The 18,528-nt window shown below is 40.8% G+C and carries 15 protein-coding genes and 1 pseudogene; 3 read left to right on the top strand and 13 right to left on the bottom strand.

Going from position 1 to position 18,528, the window contains the following annotated elements:
- Nucleotides 1-22 precede the first annotated feature (22 nt).
- From ACP8HI_RS17955 to ACP8HI_RS17970, 4 genes are read right to left on the bottom strand one after another with little or no spacing between them, the layout of a single operon-like run.
- A complete protein-coding gene (locus ACP8HI_RS17955; protein WP_438347551.1) occupies nt 23-874 on the bottom strand; it encodes an NAD-dependent epimerase/dehydratase family protein in 852 nt (283 codons plus the stop codon).
- A 17-nt stretch (nt 875-891) separates the two neighbouring features.
- Nucleotides 892-2,097, bottom strand: coding sequence for an enolase C-terminal domain-like protein (locus tag ACP8HI_RS17960; protein ID WP_438347552.1), 1,206 nt, complete (start codon nt 2,095-2,097; stop codon nt 892-894).
- 39 nt (nt 2,098-2,136) lie between these two features.
- Nucleotides 2,137-4,896 (bottom strand): alpha-mannosidase, encoded by a 2,760-nt coding sequence (locus tag ACP8HI_RS17965; protein WP_438347553.1) that lies wholly within the window; start codon nt 4,894-4,896, stop codon nt 2,137-2,139.
- 49 nt (nt 4,897-4,945) lie between these two features.
- A complete protein-coding gene (locus ACP8HI_RS17970) occupies nt 4,946-6,325 on the bottom strand; it encodes an ABC transporter substrate-binding protein (RefSeq protein ID WP_438347554.1) in 1,380 nt (459 codons plus the stop codon).
- Between the two features lie 276 nt (nt 6,326-6,601).
- Here ACP8HI_RS17970 and ACP8HI_RS17975 point away from each other — a divergent pair, with 276 nt between their 5' ends.
- On the top strand, nt 6,602-7,741 hold the full coding sequence (locus ACP8HI_RS17975; RefSeq protein ID WP_438347555.1) for a GntR family transcriptional regulator: 1,140 nt from the start codon (nt 6,602-6,604) through the stop codon (nt 7,739-7,741).
- Nucleotides 7,742-7,842: 101 nt separating this feature from the next.
- On the opposite strand, the gene ACP8HI_RS17980 is transcribed toward ACP8HI_RS17975, so the two are convergent.
- Nucleotides 7,843-8,106 carry a glycoside hydrolase family 95-like protein gene (locus ACP8HI_RS17980; RefSeq protein ID WP_438347556.1) on the bottom strand — a complete coding sequence of 88 codons (264 nt, stop codon included), beginning with the start codon at nt 8,104-8,106 and terminating at the stop codon, nt 7,843-7,845.
- Nucleotides 8,090-8,431, bottom strand: a pseudogene (locus ACP8HI_RS17985) (23S rRNA (uracil(1939)-C(5))-methyltransferase RlmD); the annotation flags it as partial. The gene ACP8HI_RS17980 and the pseudogene ACP8HI_RS17985, both read right to left, overlap by 17 nt.
- Nucleotides 8,432-8,753: 322 nt before the next feature.
- Here ACP8HI_RS17985 and ACP8HI_RS17990 point away from each other — a divergent pair.
- Entirely contained in the window at nt 8,754-9,731 is a 978-nt protein-coding gene (locus ACP8HI_RS17990; protein WP_438347557.1) for a tRNA dihydrouridine synthase, read from the top strand.
- A 407-nt stretch (nt 9,732-10,138) separates the two neighbouring features.
- On the opposite strand, the gene ACP8HI_RS17995 is transcribed toward ACP8HI_RS17990, so the two are convergent.
- The 7 genes from ACP8HI_RS17995 to ACP8HI_RS18025 form a co-directional block, all read right to left on the bottom strand.
- Nucleotides 10,139-10,855, bottom strand: coding sequence for a dihydropteridine reductase (locus tag ACP8HI_RS17995; protein WP_438347558.1), 717 nt, complete (start codon nt 10,853-10,855; stop codon nt 10,139-10,141).
- Nucleotides 10,856-11,394: 539 nt separating this feature from the next.
- Nucleotides 11,395-13,023, bottom strand: a complete 1,629-nt coding sequence (gene groL / locus ACP8HI_RS18000) for a chaperonin GroEL (RefSeq protein ID WP_438347559.1) — start codon at nt 13,021-13,023, stop codon at nt 11,395-11,397.
- Between the two features lie 64 nt (nt 13,024-13,087).
- Complete coding sequence (gene groES / locus ACP8HI_RS18005) at nt 13,088-13,369, bottom strand: co-chaperone GroES (RefSeq protein ID WP_438347560.1); 282 nt, start codon at nt 13,367-13,369, stop codon at nt 13,088-13,090.
- Nucleotides 13,370-13,635: 266 nt separating this feature from the next.
- Complete coding sequence (gene tatC / locus ACP8HI_RS18010) at nt 13,636-14,409, bottom strand: twin-arginine translocase subunit TatC (RefSeq protein ID WP_438347561.1); 774 nt, start codon at nt 14,407-14,409, stop codon at nt 13,636-13,638.
- 132 nt (nt 14,410-14,541) lie between these two features.
- Nucleotides 14,542-14,769, bottom strand: a complete 228-nt coding sequence (locus tag ACP8HI_RS18015) for a twin-arginine translocase TatA/TatE family subunit (RefSeq protein WP_438347562.1) — start codon at nt 14,767-14,769, stop codon at nt 14,542-14,544.
- A 162-nt stretch (nt 14,770-14,931) separates the two neighbouring features.
- Nucleotides 14,932-15,417 (bottom strand): MogA/MoaB family molybdenum cofactor biosynthesis protein, encoded by a 486-nt coding sequence (locus tag ACP8HI_RS18020; RefSeq protein WP_438347563.1) that lies wholly within the window; start codon nt 15,415-15,417, stop codon nt 14,932-14,934.
- Between the two features lie 55 nt (nt 15,418-15,472).
- A complete protein-coding gene (locus tag ACP8HI_RS18025) occupies nt 15,473-16,090 on the bottom strand; it encodes a 5-formyltetrahydrofolate cyclo-ligase (protein ID WP_438347564.1) in 618 nt (205 codons plus the stop codon).
- Nucleotides 16,091-16,312: 222 nt separating this feature from the next.
- Here ACP8HI_RS18025 and ACP8HI_RS18030 point away from each other — a divergent pair, with 222 nt between their 5' ends.
- The gene (locus tag ACP8HI_RS18030; protein ID WP_438347565.1) at nt 16,313-18,262 is read left to right on the top strand and encodes an ABC-F family ATP-binding cassette domain-containing protein; all 1,950 of its coding nucleotides are present in this window, start codon (nt 16,313-16,315) and stop codon (nt 18,260-18,262) included.
- The last annotated feature ends 266 nt before the right edge of the window (nt 18,263-18,528 follow it).

Genomic DNA, 18,528 nt, shown 5'->3' on the forward strand with positions numbered 1-18,528 from the left:
AGCTATGCCAACCAGACTGTTATTACTTACTCTGCTGCCAGCTATATTGCGGAGACCAACCTATCGTTTCGTAGGCTAAGCGATTACTTACTACCGCTGTCATATCGGCTATGGGCTTGCGAATATCCTGCACATCACTGTAATGAGCATGTAATAATTGCTCGACAGATTTATCGGACATCATGTCATTTGCAGTGATATTCAGCGCGATCGACTGCGACGGTTTTGTATCCTCGATACTCATACGACAAGCACTTGCAGCATCCCTAGCATCAATATAACTCCATAAAATGCGATGGAATCTTCCTGTATTATCGAATTCTGATTGTAACCATGCATACTCCTGAGATTCTAGCACATGAGAAAATCGCAAGGAATACACTCCGATCCCACTTCTTCTATGAAACATATCCCCCGTTTGTTCATTGACCCCTTTAGACAGTCCATAGCCTTCTTGCGGCAGCAAGGGATGCTGTTCATCCACCGGGAAATAGTTCGGGGCAAACGGTGTCTTTGCCCAACAAAAGCCATAAGCCGATTCACTTGAACCAATGACTACTTTAGGAATTCCTAAGTTAGATGCCACTTCCAATATATTAAAGGCAGACACCACATTATTAGAAAAGATATATTCAGGTGAGAAGTTGATCGGGTTAGGCACTGCTGCAAGATGCACGACATAATCAGCATCTGTGAGTAGACCTTTTACTTCCTCGATATTATTCAAATTTAGTTGTCTAAATTGATCGTAATCCCCAGGAGAATTCGCTGCACGCAGATCACTACCAATGACCCGATAGCCATGTTCGGCAAATTCCTTCACTACGTAACGACCTACTTTACCTTCTGAGCCTGTAATTACGACGGTCTTCATGTCTCATCTCCTACTATTCAAGGTCTAACTAACGTTCCGTCCAAACGACGATCTAGTCGATAAGGATTATGATAGGGTTTCCCCTCTGCAGGAGCGCCGAGCAACACTGCCTTTTCTTCATCAATATCTATCCCAAGCCCTGGTAGACCTGATAGATGTAGTGCTCCACCACGAATCGTTGCCATGCCGGGAAATGCTTCTCTTTCTGCTTCATTGAAATGGTTACTTTCTTGAATACCAAAATTCCAGATCGCCATATCGAGATGTGCAGCGGCTACTTGGTTAACGGGATCATTTTCCCCACCTTCTTGCCAAGCTGTTCTCACACCAAAAGCTTCACATACGGCGGCAATTTTGCGGCAAGCCGTAATTCCCCCTACTTTGGAAACTCTCATTCTCACAAAATCAATTAAACGATTTTGTACAAGAGGAAGCCATTCTTGAGGATGTATAAATAACTCTCCCACTGCTTGCGGAGTTACACTTACTGTCCTAACTCGCTCATACCATGCCGTATGCTCCACCTGTAGTAAATCCTCAAGGAAATATAATTGATACGGATCAAGTCGCTTGGCTAAGATAATCGCCGAAGCTGGATTAAGATGCTCATGAACATCATGAGTAAATTTCAAATCCATCCCATATTTCACACGTAGCTTCTCAAACATTTGCGGTATCGCCTGCACATATACATCTTCATCAAACGATGCTGCAGGCGGAAACACAGACTGTGTTCCTTGTGTGAATCCCCCGCCACCATATCCCCCTAGTTGACAACGGATGTAGGAATAACCTGCTTCTCTATATCGCTCAACCTCTTCCTCAAGCTGCTCGTAGCTTTTGCCATCAGCATGTGCATAGACTTTAACCTCCGAGCGTGCCTGACCACCAAGCAATTGATAAACTGGCATACCTGCTTCTTTCCCTTTAATATCCCACAATGCCATATCTATTCCACTAATTGCTGTATGGAGTGTTGCACCATTTCTCCAATAACTACTTGTATACATCGTTTGCCATATGTCCTCAATCTGACTAACATCTCTACCAATAAGAAGAGGAGTAAAAAGTTCCTCAATAATTTTTTCAACAGCACTCGGTTGATAGATATCACTAGCTGATCCGATTCCATAAAGTCCGTCCTGATCAGTTTCTACTTTAACAATAGTCCAGCTTCGGTTATGTCTTGTACGAATACATCTAATATTAGTTATTTTCGCCATTGGGTAACATCTCCTCCATTGCAATTGATGATGATTCAGTTACTTAGACTTCATACCAATCGTAACGATTTCACTACCACGTACTTCAACAGCTGCTTGTTCTAGTAATTGCTCCTCCTGTGAAGTCACTTCTTCCAAAATATTCGATTTATAAAAACTATTCACATAGCTATTAGATTCAAGCACTACTGAAGTATCCGCATGACTTACATTGAATAGACGAAGCATTATATCGCCGCTCTCAGTATTCACTTTACATGCAGTTACAGCTAGATTATTACCAGTCCAGTCAATCATATTAGCCGTTGGAGCTAGCTTTCCTGTATGAATATCAGTCGCAGCAGAAGTCCATGGAACTTGGAATTGATAGGCATCAACATAAGCCTCACTCGTAACGACATCTTTCTCATGGAAAACAACTTTTAATTCCGTTCGTGATAAGCCTAAGCACTGTGCCTCTGGAGTTGAAAATACTCCCCAGTCTCCAAGCTCACGTGTTCCACGTAACAAAGTAATCGCTATAGTACGCTCATTATCCTGTAGCACTTCATACTCATGTAATCCTTTATTCGCAATTGTAATTCCACGTTCACCATCGCTTAAACTTACAAAAGCTTGTTGATGTTGTGCATTGCTCGGATTAGCCCATTCTATTTCTGGTTTAATTGATCTCTCTACCAATTCATATATTGAATCTACAGTGGCGATGTTTGTTTGCAAGCCTGTAGGGAATAGCATACGTACTCGATGATCTAATACGGTATTATCAATTTCACTAACGATAGTGACGCCACGATCATGCTGCTCAAGTGAAATCGTCGTTTTAATGGTGACTTCTTTCATTGTGGCCACACGCTGCGATTTACGAATTCTAAATGGTGTCATCGATTGAATTTCACGGTCTAGCTGTTCATCTGCCGATGCTGGGATAAGTAGCGTTTGTGTTAATTGAATACTACCTTTCAACTGATTATCCTCAACCACTTGCAGTGAAGCGACACCCCCTTCAGATGTAAGTGCAATTTCTCCATCTGGCTGCTTATACATATACTCATTACCTAGATCACCCGTATCTTCATACAAACCTAATTTGTAATACACTTGATTGGTCGTTTTATCGAGTGCATTAAAACCTCCATCCTCTAGTATGTCTACTTTAATAAACTCATTTTCAAGTACTCTTCCATCATTTTTAATAATCCGAGCTTCTTCTAAATGTTGTTGTTCTCCGCTCACTAATGCAAAACTAGTATAGCCAAGTGCTGGCAGCTCGTTAGCATACAGCGTAATTTCTACCTCGTAAGCCCAATATGGCTGGCGGAAACGATCATCTGGAAGGTCATAGCCGAAGACTAGTCCTTTATTAACGATTACTGCTTCTACTTGATTACCTTCTGCATCGACAACGACTAATGTGCCAGGATCGTAATCTGTTAACGTTTCGTGTAAATCATGAGGTGCATGCAAACCATCGAAATATGCACGACTAGCATGTAGTTTTACCATAGTTACACCATTACGTACATGTCCTGTCGTATTAAATACAACAAAAGGTACCACTTTCGGTTGCTCGTTATTTAACTGTGGAATTCCTCGATTATGACCGAATCCGATCGTGTCAATTTGCTGCGTTAACCACTCTATGCTACGATCAGCAACCGCTTCAGCCATATGCTGCGATTTGTGGAAGCGCGTCATCATTTCCTGATGAACTTCATCTACACTACAGCCGCAAATGCTATCGTGCGGATGATTACGAAGTAATGTTTTCCACGAGTACAGCAATTCATACTCGGGATATTGCTGACCTGCAATATAGGCCATAACAGCTAATGGCTCTGCTACTTTTTCTAGCAATGTTTGTGTTTTATTATTTTCTTGTTTAATATATACGCGTGCTGAAGCTGTATTAACAAGGGTATTCCAGCCATCCGTCCATTGACTTCTGAGCTCTCCCTTAACTACACTTAACTCTTGTGACATATTTTGTTGAAGTGCTTCAATATATTGTGGAAAACTCGATTGAATAAATTCAACATCTGGGCGAACCTCATTCGCAGTTGCAATCGCTTCTGTCAAATCACGCTGAAGTGGCTGATGGTCGCAGCCATTCATAAATAATAGCTCTGATGTTGAAGCAAAGGCTTCTACTTTAGGCAATCGCTCATTCCAATAGTTCAATGCCGCTTGTGGATCTTGCGGAATTTCCATACCGTTGTGATACCAGTTAGCAAATAATACCGATAGTACACGGCTACCGTCAGGTGATTCCCAGATCATTTCAGAATATTGTGAAGTGTGAGGATTATGCTCCTGCTCCACAATTTCATTGTTGAAACCTACTGCTCTAACACCACGTCCATAAACTGCACATTCAATCCCCGCCTGCTGCAATATTTGTGGCGCTTGCCCAATATTTCCGAATGAATCTGGAAAATAACCAATTGCTGCATAAGGACCATACGCTTTAGACTCAGATATTCCGATTTGTAAGTTTCGTACATTGGCTTCACTACTTATTAGAAATTCATCCTGTAAAATGTACCACGGACCAATAATTAACTTCCCATCTTGTACAAGCTTCTCTACTTTTGCACGTTGATACGGTTTAATTTCCAAGTAATCTTCTAATGGTACGATTTGACCATCGAGATGAAAGCTACCGTATTGCGAATCCTTTTCAATCGTTTCAAACAATTGATCCATCAGCTCAACTAATTTAATCCTATGCTTTTCAAATGGTACATACCACTCTCTATCCCAATGTGAATGTGCAATAATATGTGCTGTCTTTTTCATGTCTAATCATCCTTTTCTATTTTGTAGTAACTTGGCGTATCGCACTGAATTATTTACCACTCGCTTGAAGCTGCTTCATACGTTGATCAAACCTTTTCGTTGCTGCAGCTACAGTCATCTTGTTATCAATAACAGACTGAATAGATTGGAAATACTCTTCCCACTCTTTGTTGGTACCTCTCAACTCAATATAAGGTAGTACTTTACTGTATGGTCCTGGTTCAGTTGCAAAGGATTGCTGCATCGCCTTCAAGGCTGGGGAAAGCTCTGCGGAACGAGCACCTATTTTAAGAGCAGATACAGAATATGCTCCGTTAGAGAAAGCAATTGCTGCATCAGCATCAGCAGTAATGAATTTAATAAAATCTAATGCTTCATCCGTATTTTTTGAATCTTTATTGACAGACATCATTGTTAACGTAAATGGATCTGTTGCCCACTTTTTAATTTTTGATCCTGCAAGCGGCGGAATTGGGAAGGTAATAATATCCTCAGAGTTCATACCCAGAGCAGGCAAGGTTGACATCGTAAAGCTTCCACCTAGATCAAATGCTGCTTTCCCAGAGGCAAACGCTTGATCTGCGCCATTAATATCAGTTGAGAGAATACCTGGCATTAACAAACCCTTTTCCGCTAAAGTCCCGATTGCCCCAGCGACTTTAATATTTTTAGAGTCATTCATTTGTGCACTTCGCTCTAATAAAGCGATATATCCTTCTGGTCCATTAAGCATAATTTGTAATGCAGAACCTGCCCAGTTTTCCCATAGTCCAGCTAATTTAGCGCCAAATACAAGTCCTGGTACGGAAGTCTCTTTTTGTACCGTTTCAATCATCGTGACAAAGTCTTCCCATGTTTGGGGCGCCTCTGCCTTAAGTCCAGCTTGCTCGATTAGTTTTTTATTACCGTAGAATGTGAAAAATCCACCGATATCTAATGGTAGTCCGTAAAACTCACCAGCTTTAAGACCTTTTTGAACATTGGTTGCCTCGTTATTCGCTGCCCAATTATCTACTTGCATTTGTGAAAATCGGATCGAGTCCATAGCTGGTCCAAAGTATTTGCCCAACATATCATCGCTGACTTTATCAGATAGCTCGAGAATTGAATTTTCTAGCGAGTCTCTATTGGTAGACCAGTAATGGATAATATCCGGCAATGTTTTAGATTTTGCAGCTGCTTGAATTTCTTGTCTATATGTATCGTCTGAAGTAAATGTTTCAATCTTTACTTTAATTCCTGTTTTTTCTTCATATAATTTCGCCGCTGCTTCAAAGCCTGGAAGATAGGCAACCTTCCATGTCCACATCGTCAATGTTTTTGCATCTCCATTTTCCCCTTGATTGGTTCCCCCTCCACCCGTACAAGCGCTTACAAATAATGAGGAAATTAAAATTACGGTCGTTAATGCGTGCATTCTTTTTTTCATCGCTTAACACCCCTTAACCTTGTCCGGGTCACTACGCAACGATCAACAAACTAGTTGCATATTCAATATATACAACTATTAAATAACTGTAAATGTCTTTTTTTGATACAACCTAAAGTGTAATAAAGCTTGATTTTACGCAATAATATTAGATTTTTTACAGTATTATTCCATACTAATAGACTATATAATTTATTAGACAAAACAAACAGTTGAATCACTTGATATATTGTTATATCATTTAATCATATTTACTAAATAAGGGAGTTCATTTTGATGAAAAACCATATACCTCTATATAAGGAAATTGAACAATACATTATGGCCCAGATTCGCAGTAATAACTGGACTACTAACACGAAGATTCCTTCTGAAAACGAATTAGCGGCACAATTTCATGTTAGTAGAATAACAGTTAAAAACGCTTTAACTAATTTAGTTGAAAGTGGCGTCATTTTTCGGCAGCAAGGTAAAGGTTCATTTGTTTCGCCTAATCATCATATTGCATTAGATAGCCTCTATCAGAAGCAAAATAATGGTCAACAAAGAGTGATTGGATTTTTAATGCCGCGATTGGATAATCGATTTACCGCAAATGTGTTAAGTGGTATCGAGGATGAATTGTCTAACGCTAATTATCATCTTATATTTTCTAAAACTAATGATTCGCAAACTCATGAAATATTAAAAATAAAAAAAATGCTAGAATACGGTGTAGATGGGCTTATCATTTACCCAGTAGAAGGTGAACACTATAACAATGAGATACTATCATTAACGCTATCCAAATTCCCTATCGTCCTTGTCGATCGCTTCTTGAAGGGAATAGATACTTCCTCCGTAAGTTCTGACAATTACAATGCATCTATTGAGGCAGTCGATCATTTATACGAGCTTGGGCATCGTCATATCGCTTTGTTCTCATCCAAAGCCGAAGGTACATCTAGTATCGAGGATCGAATCTCAGGCTATGAGCAAGGACTAGAAAACAATAAAATATTAATCAATCGTAGTCTTCAAGTAAGCAATATGCCATTTGGTATGACAGATGAGCAAATCTATAGTATCGTTTCCAACTTCCTTGATGGTAACCCCGAAGTTACAGCAATTATTGCATGTACTATGGGCGTAGACATCATTCGCGCAGTTCTAAAAACAGGACGTCATATACCTAAAAATTTATCTATCATTATTTTTGACGATATACCAGCTGCTAACTATTCTTTCCTTGCTCCTACTGTCATTGCACAGCAGGAAGTTGAGATTGGTCGTGAAGCAGCCAAACATATTATCGAGCAAATTCAGCATATTGAACAAGGTGAGCAAATTTGCAGACGCATACAATTGCCCACAACGATCATTGCTAGAGATACTACTGATATAGCACCACAAAGTAATACCCTTCCGATCTCCTAAATAAGGTCCATAATTAATACGTCCACTGTCGATGGCGATAATGCAAAAAGAGGCTTCCTTATCGTTCATGAATGAACTTTAAAGAAGCCTCTTAAATCTGACTATCTTTGCCCGCCAATGGTAAACTTGTAAGTCTCTCCAGCAGTCGTAGGAAAGCTCACCTTTCCTTCTTCAGAACGATCAGCCTTAATCTCGCTGCCGCCATTAGTCGCAATAAGCGGTACATCGGTGCGGATCATACGGTCTGTACCCAGTAGGGAAGTAATCTGCGCTTCCGCAAGATCCCCCTTATCCCACTGAATGCTGACTTCAAAGCCGCCGCGGGCACGCAGACCCGCAACGCTTCCCTCCTGCCATTTCATCATAAATGAAATCACGCCCCGCTAACAGATGCGTATCCTCGGATTTTGTGCGATCCGCCCAGTCTGTGTTCACAAGCCAAAGAAGGATTTTCACATTAGGGAACTTCTTCGTGATCCGCTCGACAAGATTTTCAACTGCAGACGCCAATTCACCGTCAGGCGTTTTCGTAGCAAACAATGCCAACATCATTTCGCCGGTCGCAAACGATTCCCGCACCATCAAATGACGAAGAAGCCCATCATGTGCATCTTTGTCATAGTCTTTAAGGCCGAACTCTTTTACCCATTCCCTGACTTCCAACATGCCATCTACCATATTCCGACCTGCACTGACTCCCCTATGAGCGTCTGCGGAATCGTTAGCTTCAACTTTCTAGGATTGGAACCTATATCACTCTCACGCCAAATCACAACTATTCCATTGCCTCATTCATCTAATTGGTCAATTTCCGCGACGAGCGTTTGTTCTGACGCTCCCACAATTGATTCTGTGCTTCAAACGAAAAAAAATGATACTATGTATGATGGGTAAAGGACTTTACTACAGCTTATATCGTTTTTATATGTTGAGCCCATGCTTCCGATGCGACTTTTCATTTGCGGGATGCATAATCAAGATGTACAACTGAAAAGTTTAGGGAGGAGATAATATGAGTAACGAACAAAATTTTTGGCTTGATTTACCAAAGCCGTTTTTTATATTAGCACCAATGGAAGATGTTACAGATGTTGTATTTCGTCACGTCATTAGTGAAGCTGCAAAACCTGACGTATTTTTCACGGAATTCACCAATACAGAAAGTTATTGTCACCCTATAGGAAAAGACAGTGTACGTGGTCGATTAATGTTCACAGAAGATGAGCAACCGATTGTCGCTCATATTTGGGGCAATAAACCTGCATTTTTTGAACAGATGAGTATTGATCTGAAAAAACTTGGTTTTCGTGGTATCGATTTAAACATGGGATGCCCAGTACAAAACGTCGCAGCCAATGGAAAAGGAGCTGGATTAATACATCATCCTGAAGTTGCAGCAGAAATTATTCAAGCAGCAAAAGCAGGTGGATTGCCGGTTAGTGTTAAAACAAGATTGGGTTACTTTGATATTGACGAGTGGCGCGATTGGTTAGGACATATATTGAAACAAGATATTGCGAATCTTTCCATTCACCTTCGTACAAAAAAAGAGATGAGTAAAGCAGATGCACACTGGGAACTAATCCCTGAAATTAAAAAATTACGCGATGAAATTGCTCCAAATACGTTGTTAACCATTAATGGAGATATTCCTGACCGCGCAACAGGTTTAAAATTAGTAGAACAATACGGCGTTGATGGAGTCATGATTGGCCGCGGTATTTTCACCAATCCATTTGCTTTTGAAAAAGAACCTAAAGAACATAGCGTGAAGGATTTTCTCGATTTACTACTTTTACAGTTGGATCTTCACGATAAATATTCAAATGAAACCGAACCACGTCCATTTAAACCACTTCTTCGCTTTTTCAAAATCTATATTCGTGGATTTAAAGGCGCAAGTGAACTAAGAAACCAATTAATGGATACCAAGTCAACAGATGAAGTACGTCGTTTATTAAAACCTGTTTTAGATCAAGAATTAGATTGAGGCATAGCCACTTGTGCGTGATTTAAAATAATGAGAGACCTCCCAAAAGTTCAATGAACTCTTGAAAGGTCTCTCATTTTTGCACTATGTGGTCAAACGGCGTTTCCTCTCAAGGAAACTCTTGATGCTACAGACTTCTCAGCCTGATTACCGCATGGAGCGTTTTTCTGCTTCATCGGCGATGAAATCTACCGCTTAAGCGCGGTCGCTCATCATCGAATTACTTCGGTAATGATTTCATCACATCATTCCGCCCCTAACATATTCGTGTATATATACATCTATAAAGTTATACATCCACTGATAAGTCATAGGTTTCTAACTCTTTTAAATACGATTGCTACTACTGCTTTATCCCGTTAATGGAACATCTATTTAGTATTTACCAAGAAAATATTTTGTCTCGCTTAAATTAACAAATCAAATGATAAAAACTCAGGCAGTTTTTGTTCATGCTTGTCGAGCATAATCTGTTCCGGCTTGATGCCCTGCTCACGCAGTACTTCAATGTTCTGCACGAGGAATTCGTCGCTGCCGACAACATAAAAGAGTCCATCCTTGTCTGCAGTAAGATTTTTCACTTCTTCATAGTAGTCTTTACGGTTATCGACGAACTGTGATGTGAACTTCTTGTCAGGTGCGGATTCAAAAATATTAGTGAATAAGAAATCCTTTGATGAATCGATGTTCAAGGAATGAATTTGATTGACGTTGTCAGCACGTTCGAAATAATCAAGTACAAGCGGTCTCAAAGTTGCCAGGCCGACACCTGATGACAGCAGGTAAACATTTTTGTCTTCTCTTTTAAGCGGTATATTCGAATGAGTTTTAAATATTGCAACTTCATTACCGACTTCAAGATTTCTTAAAATCGTTTTAAACTCAGAGCACTGCTCTCTAATGCGTGTTGTGATACCGATTGAATTTTCGTGCGGTAAAGTAGAGATTGACATGTGGCGAATTAGGCTACGGTTTGGTTTATCTCCGGCATTAAAACCTTCCAGTGCAAAGTGGGTGTGGGAACCTTCTTCCCATGTAAAGCCTTCCGGACAGTCGAGCAGGTACGTTTTAACCTCAGGCGTTTCTTCAATAATCTTATTTATTTTAGTCCAGTATATTTGCATTATATATTCTCCTTAATCAATTATCTGTATCGTTACTATACTAATATACCATAAGTGATAACAATTCTCAATTGAAGGGTTGATTATTTCAGTTAATTTATGTAACTTAAATTTGCTGTCCATTTGAAAAAAAGTCTTGAACCTGAATTATTCATAGTCCCGAACGATGTAACCATTAAGGCGCTACTCCGAGAAAATATTGTTCGATCTCTTCTGGTAACTCTTCAACTGCGAGAACTTTTAATCTTTTAGTACCAGGTGTAGTCATAACCATATATGTTTTTTGATGATATTCAAACAGAGTAATTTGACTTATTCTATTCGAAGAATTCCCTAAACTGTTAATGATAGCCCCTCCCTTTCATGTCCATGCTACTTATGTGTAGGAACGAAAATACTAATAACAAGTTCATGATGAAAAGAAAAAACACACCACAATTGGATTGTGATGTGTTTAAAATTAGAAGAATTATTTAAAATGTTGTTGAAAACTTTTCTTGCTCTCAAACCCTTATAGATCAAGGGGTTTAGGAGACAACTTACATCATTCCGCCCATTCCACCCATGCCGCCCATATCAGGCATACCAGCTTTTTCTGGTTCTGGCTTATCAGCGATTACTGCTTCAGTAGTCAAGAACATTGCAGCTACAGACGCAGCATTTTGCAATGCGGAACGAGTTACTTTGGCAGGATCAACGATCCCAGCTTCGAACATGTTCACCCATTCATCTGTAGCGGCGTTGTAGCCGATACCGATAGGTTCTTTCTTCAAGCGATCCACGATAACGGAACCCTCTTGTCCAGCATTTGCTGCGATCGTACGGATTGGTTCTTCAAGAGCGCGCAATACAATGTTCACGCCTGTTCTTTCGTCTCCAGTTACGTCTACAGCATTTACTGCATTATATACGTTAACGAGTGCAGTACCACCACCAGATACGATACCTTCTTCAACCGCAGCGCGAGTTGCATTCAGGGCATCTTCGATGCGTAGTTTGCGTTCTTTAAGTTCTGTTTCAGTTGCAGCACCGACTTTGATAACTGCTACGCCGCCGGACAATTTAGCCAGACGCTCTTGCAATTTCTCTTTGTCGAACTCGGAAGTTGTATCTTCCAATTGAGCACGAATTTGATTAATACGAGCATCGATGTCAGCTTTGTTACCAGCACCATCTACGATGATTGTGTTTTCTTTCGTTACACGTACTTGACGTGCAGTACCCAATTGTTCAATCGTTGCGGATTTCAGGTCAAGACCAAGTTCTTCTGTAATCACTTGTCCACCAGTCAATGCAGCGATATCTTGAAGCATAGCTTTACGACGGTCACCGAATCCTGGTGCTTTAACAGCAACTGCGTTGAATGTACCACGCAATTTGTTAACTACCAACATAGCTAGTGCTTCGCCTTCGATATCTTCAGTAATCAATACAAGTGGTCTAGCTTGTTGTACGATTTTCTCAAGCAATGGCAAGATTTCTTGTGTGCTTGTGATTTTCTTATCTGTGATTAGGATGTATGGATTTTCAAGAATAGCTTCCATTTTATCCGTATCTGTAATCATGTATGGAGAAATGTAACCGCGGTCGAATTGCATACCTTCCACGACTTCCAATTCAGTTGCGAATCCGCGGGATTCTTCAACGGTAATAACACCGTCATTTCCCACTTTTTCCATAGCTTCAGCGATCAATTCGCCAACTTCTTCGTCTCCAGCAGAAATCGATGCAACTTGTGCAATAGATTGTTTGCCTTCGATTGGTTTAGCAATATTCTTCAATTCGATAACAGCAGCTTTAACTGCTTTCTCGATCCCTTTACGGATAACCATTGGATTAGCACCAGCAGTTACGTTCTTAAGACCTTCGCGGATCATAGCTTGAGCAAGAACAGTTGCTGTAGTTGTTCCGTCACCGGCTACATCATTCGTCTTCGTAGCTACTTCCTTAACAAGCTGAGCGCCCATGTTCTCAAAAGCGTCTTCTAGTTCGATTTCTTTAGCAATCGTTACACCATCATTGGTAATAAGCGGGCTACCGAATTTCTTCTCAAGAACTACGTTACGTCCTTTTGGTCCCAATGTAACTTTTACTGCATTTGCCAAAGCATCCACACCGCGCAGCATGGAGCGGCGAGCGTCTTCACTAAATTTAATATCTTTTGCCATCGTGATATAAACCTCCCTATGGAATATATGTTGCATTTTGATTACTTCGTATGTTTTAGGTGAATTAGCCTAAAATTGCATGGATGTCGCTTTCTTTCATAATCAAATATTCTTTACCTTCATATTTGATTTCTGTTCCAGCGTATTTAGAGAAAAGTACCTTATCGCCTTCTTTTACCTCAAGAGCAACACGCGCTCCATCTTTTACTGCACCACTTCCTACAGCAATAACTTTACCTTCTTGCGGCTTTTCTTTAGAGGAGTCTGGAAGGACAATCCCAAATGCCGTTGTTTCTTCTTGCTCGATTGGCTCTACTAAAACGCGGTCACCTAATGGTTTGATCATGAAAAATAGCCTCCTTAAATTAATATAGTATGTTGTTATGCAGTAACATCTGTCGAAATATGTATTAGCACTCGACAAGCATCAGTGCTAACAACCAATTTTTATGATACCCAACTTGGGCACTTTTTTCAAGTCCCTTTGCTCATTTTCTCAAAAAAAAGTTGTGCGACCTCTTCATTCTGTCCACTCATCCCCTAAATATGCCCTAAATAGAGGCTATTCAAAAAATCATCTATTGAACTCTCATTAAATCAAGAGAGCTCTGATTATGTTTTATCGGTCGACTGTGAGTAACTTGCCTCTATTGCCGCATCCGCTGCTAATTGTTTACGGTATATAATGGACGACAGAAATACACTAAATTCATATAGTGCAACGAGTGGAATCGCCACAAGAAAATCAGAAATAAAATCTGGTGGTGTAATGACCACAGCAATAAATATAAGTACAAAGTAAGCAATCTTGCGCATTTTCCGTAAACGAAGAGGGTTTAATATTCTAATCTTGGTAAGGAACATGATTAGTACAGGCAACTCAAACAAAAGTGATAAGGGGATTACGAGTGCGAACATAAAACTGAAGTATTGTGTAATTCCATACGTTTCCGTAAGTCCCATACTCGTAGTCACTGCTCTACTAAAAGATAAGGCCATAGGAAATACAATAAAATACGCGAACATTAGACCCACTAAGAATAGTATAAATACATATGGTACATACCTCAGGGATGCCTTCCGTTCCACTTCCCTTAAACCTGGACTGACAAAGGCCCATAATTGATACACTATCACAGGAATGGATAGGACCAATGAAACAGCCATAGCTATTTTCATATATATACCGATACCGTCCCAGAAGGAAAACGCATTAAGCACATAATCCTTAGCATGATCTGCATTCACTAAGTATTGATAAATCGGGCCGGCGAGAAATAAACCAATAATTAGACCCGCAAGAAATATGATCAGTACGTAAATAATTCGCTTACGTAGCTCACCTAAATGTTCGAATATAGACATTTCATCACGTGCTTCTGACATGTTGCCACCTCTGATCTCTAAGAGGTTGTTCAATTAATCACCTTTTGAACACGCACTCTAAGCAATTTTGGACAGAACAAAATCCCTCCCCGTGAGGAAGGGATTCAAGGCTTACGAATATCCTCTCAAAACCTATTCTGGGAGACGCTTGTTGTCCTGCTCATTACGTGTTGCATCCGCTTGTTGGACTTCGCTATCCTTCGCTTTCGGCGTTTCCATAATCTCACTTGCTCCCGCTTTAAACTCACGGAATGTCCGCCCAACAGCACGACCTAGTTCAGGCAACTTATGAGGTCCGAACAGCAATAGCGCTAATATAACAAGCAGAATGATTCCTGGTGTTCCAATTCCACCTAACATATGATATACCTCCTTATTGTAAACCACTTAACTCCAATGGTGATCTAATAGAACGGATTCCATACAACATCACAAGATAGTCCCTAACGAAATAATTATACCATAACATAAATCACATAAACACAGCGAATTTGGAGCCAACTCTATGGGGATTAGTTAGGCTTACTGACGGTATTGACCTGTTACCATCAGTAGTGCTTCAGGGAGCTGATCCATGAGCGCTGCTAGACATTCATGTACACCTCTAGGGGTACCCGGAAGATTAACAATAAGCGTTCGACCTCTTATGCCACAGATCCCTCGAAATAGCATGGCTGACCGATTCCTTTCCATCCAAGCACTACGCATTGCTTCCGACATTCCAGGTACTTCACGTTCAATGACTAGACTCGTTGCCTCTGGAGTTACATCTCGAATAGCGAGCTCCGTTCCTCCCGTTGTCAGAATCAGATCCGCTTTAAAGTAATCCGTTAGTTCAATGAGTGATGCCATGATTTCATCTTGTTCATCGGGCACGATTCGATATTCCACAATCTCTCCGCCCAATTCCTCTTCCACCAACTCACGGATGACCTGTGCACTTGTATCTTCGCGTTCTCCTCTAGCTCCCTTGTCGCTGGCTGTTAAGATCGCAGTTTTCCACACCATATGATCACCCTACCTGTCCATTGAAATGAGTCACATACAATTATTTGTAGCTTCCTTAACCACAATCCACAATACCTTTCTCTGTGACGAGCATATTAAGTGCTGCATCATGCTCATCCATCGGCACCTTGTCCACGATCTGCATATTGTAGCCAAGTCCAATCAAGATCGGAGGCTTATCGGCCTCAATCCATGGTTGTAACCGCTCATAGAGCCGGTCATAGTACCCGCTCCCGTAACCTAATCTTCCTCCAGTCCTATCAAACGCCAGACCTGGAAGGACAATCGCTTCTGGAACGAATCGATATCCTACAGCAGTAGTACGCAGCGGGTCGGGTTCCTCTATCCCGTAAGCACCTGGAGATAGTTCATTCCAATCTCGAAGAGGATACATCTCCATAGAGTAATTACTAGGATCGCATCTCGGAACGAGCACTTCCAATCCCTTGTTCCAACCCCATTCAATTAAAGGCCTCGTATTCAGTTCTGAGCGAAATGGAATGTATACTAGAAAGTTCGCGATTCCCATAGTTTCTAATTCTTCTATAATATACCCAACGGCCTCGTTAGACCACTGTTCACACTCATTCTTGGATAGTTCATTTCGCGCCTCTGTCAACCTTAAACGCATCGTTCTTTTATCGATGGATAATGGAGGATTATTCCCGTTCATTGGTATACAACTGCCTTCTATAGTACATTCTTTAATTCTGATGAATTATCAGATATTCTCGCACTTAACTTGACAATCTGTCACATATATTTTTCATATAGTGTACCACTGTTACTTTCTTTTCGCCAAGATTGAGCTGAAGTCCTGCATACAGGTCGCGTATTGGTTTCATTTCATGTAAAATAGCTATTAAATAAGGACATAGATGGAGGTTTCTACCGCATGTTGCTTCAAGCTACTGGAATAAAGAAATTGTACGGAGTCCATCCCGTTCTTGATGGAATTAATCTGCAAATTCTTGAGAAAGAACGGGTCGGACTTGTAGGTGTTAACGGTGCCGGGAAGTCCACATTTCTACAGATTATAGCAGGTGAAATATCGTATGATGGAGGACAAATCTTCAAAGCAAAGGAAACAACTATTGGATACCTTGCCCAGAATAGTGGTCTTCAGTCGGATGGGACCTTATGGGAGGAAATGCTTAGCGTATTTACACCATTAATTGATGCAGAACAAGAACTGAGATCTATGGAGATGCAGATTGCAGATCCGGTGTCTATGGAGAACCCGAAGAAATATCAAGATTTATTAGAACGTTATGCGTTTCGCTCCGATTGGTTCAAAGATAACGGTGGTTATGAAATGGAGACGAAAATTCGTAGCGTTCTACATGGTATGGGCTTTGGAGACTTTGCACCAGACACTCCAATTAGCACGCTTAGTGGCGGGCAGAAGACTCGACTTGCGTTAGCACGTATTCTATTATTGGCTCCAGACCTGCTCATGCTCGATGAACCTACGAACCACTTGGATATCGCTACGCTAACATGGTTAGAAGATTACTTGCGCTCCTATGCCGGATCTATATTAGTCGTATCTCATGACCGTTATTTCTTAGATCGTCTAGTGACTACCATTGTGGAAATTGAGCGACACCAATCTAAGCGTTACACAGGTAATTATAGTCGCTATATTGAGCTCAAGGCTGCTGAGTACGAAGCCGAATTGAAGCAATACGACAAACAACAAGGCGAAATCGCTAAAATGGAAGAGTTTGTCCAACGCAACTTAGTACGTGCTTCCACAACGAAGCGAGCACAGAGTCGCCGCAAATCTCTTGAGAAGATGGATCGACTTGATCGGCCGCAAGGTGAGCTTAAGAAAGCATCTTTTTCTTTTGAAATCGAATATTCGTCTGGAAAAGAGGTCCTGCAGGTAAGTGATTTATCTGTCGCCTTCGATCCGTTAGCCCCCTTATTTCAGCACGTATCCTTTGATATGCGTCGTGGGGAGACGGCTGCTCTAATCGGTCCTAACGGAATTGGGAAGTCAACCTTGTTCAAATGTATGCTAGAAACTCTTAAGCCTGCTACAGGCCAAATTCATTGGGGTACAAAAGTTAAAATTGGGTATTATGACCAAGAGCAAACGAATCTAAATTTTAAAAATACCGTCTTAGAAGAGCTATGGAGTGAATACCCTCATATGGAAGAAGCACGGATTCGCACTGTGCTGGGTAACTTTCTATTCAGTGGTGAGGATGTCCTAAAGAAGGTCTCTGCACTTAGTGGTGGAGAGAAGGCACGCGTAGCGCTTGCCAAGCTAATGCTTCTTGAAGCTAATATGCTTATTCTGGATGAGCCTACCAACCATTTGGACTTATTTAGTCGTGAAGTGCTTGAATCTGCTTTGATCGATTTCGAGGGTACCCTTCTATTTATTTCTCATGACCGTTATTTCCTGAACAAGATGGCTGAGCGTATTGTAGAGCTTTCTTCTAATGGGACGGAGCATTTCCTCGGGAATTATGATGACTATATCGAGAAGAAACAAGAACTCGCAGAAATACAACAGGAAGCGATGGAACTTGCCGCAAGAACTACATCCAAGTCGGACTCGGGATTAGACCCTATCGATAAACTAGGAGCCACTTCATTTGAAGCCGACAAAATGGCCAAGCGTGAAGAACGTAGTCGTCAGCGTAGATTGGTTACTTTGGAAGAAGAAATTCACGTTCTAGAAGAAGATATAAAGGCTCTTGAAGCTAAGATGACTCTCCCTGAAATATTCCAAGATTATATAGCCCTACAAGAGCATCAGCAGATGGTCGAAATGAAGAAGCAATCTCTTGAGGACGTTTATAACGAATGGGAGCAACTTGCGGTAGATTAAGTAGGCTTACGCAGGATTACGCAATAATAAATTTAACAACAAAAAAATTTTTATAATGCATTTAAAGTTATGCACAGAGTTATCCCCTGAAATCCTGCATAACTCACTCCTAAAAATAGCCCTTAGGGCTATTTTTTTAGGTTTTATAGAGATTTCAACGAATCCCTTATTCTTATCCACCGAGTTATGCACATTATCCACAATTTTAATGAAAAAAGTATCCACTGTTTCAAAGTTTCCTCAAAGCTATATATATTCCTTATTGG

This window comes from Paenibacillus sp. FA6 (assembly GCF_051550225.1).
Lineage (GTDB): Bacteria > Bacillota > Bacilli > Paenibacillales > Paenibacillaceae > Paenibacillus_AQ.

Coding starts and splice junctions, on each gene's coding strand:
- ACP8HI_RS17955 (WP_438347551.1), bottom strand. CDS start 874: ATGAAGACCGTCGTAATTACAGGCTCAGAAGGTAAAGTAGGTCGTTAC.
- ACP8HI_RS17960 (WP_438347552.1), bottom strand. CDS start 2,097: ATGGCGAAAATAACTAATATTAGATGTATTCGTACAAGACATAACCGA.
- ACP8HI_RS17965 (WP_438347553.1), bottom strand. CDS start 4,896: ATGAAAAAGACAGCACATATTATTGCACATTCACATTGGGATAGAGAG.
- ACP8HI_RS17970 (WP_438347554.1), bottom strand. CDS start 6,325: ATGAAAAAAAGAATGCACGCATTAACGACCGTAATTTTAATTTCCTCA.
- ACP8HI_RS17975 (WP_438347555.1), top strand. CDS start 6,602: ATGAAAAACCATATACCTCTATATAAGGAAATTGAACAATACATTATG.
- ACP8HI_RS17980 (WP_438347556.1), bottom strand. CDS start 8,106: ATGATGAAATGGCAGGAGGGAAGCGTTGCGGGTCTGCGTGCCCGCGGC.
- ACP8HI_RS17990 (WP_438347557.1), top strand. CDS start 8,754: ATGAGTAACGAACAAAATTTTTGGCTTGATTTACCAAAGCCGTTTTTT.
- ACP8HI_RS17995 (WP_438347558.1), bottom strand. CDS start 10,855: ATGCAAATATACTGGACTAAAATAAATAAGATTATTGAAGAAACGCCT.
- groL (WP_438347559.1), bottom strand. CDS start 13,023: ATGGCAAAAGATATTAAATTTAGTGAAGACGCTCGCCGCTCCATGCTG.
- groES (WP_438347560.1), bottom strand. CDS start 13,369: ATGATCAAACCATTAGGTGACCGCGTTTTAGTAGAGCCAATCGAGCAA.
- tatC (WP_438347561.1), bottom strand. CDS start 14,409: ATGTCAGAAGCACGTGATGAAATGTCTATATTCGAACATTTAGGTGAG.
- ACP8HI_RS18015 (WP_438347562.1), bottom strand. CDS start 14,769: ATGTTAGGTGGAATTGGAACACCAGGAATCATTCTGCTTGTTATATTA.
- ACP8HI_RS18020 (WP_438347563.1), bottom strand. CDS start 15,417: ATGGTGTGGAAAACTGCGATCTTAACAGCCAGCGACAAGGGAGCTAGA.
- ACP8HI_RS18025 (WP_438347564.1), bottom strand. CDS start 16,090: ATGAACGGGAATAATCCTCCATTATCCATCGATAAAAGAACGATGCGT.
- ACP8HI_RS18030 (WP_438347565.1), top strand. CDS start 16,313: ATGTTGCTTCAAGCTACTGGAATAAAGAAATTGTACGGAGTCCATCCC.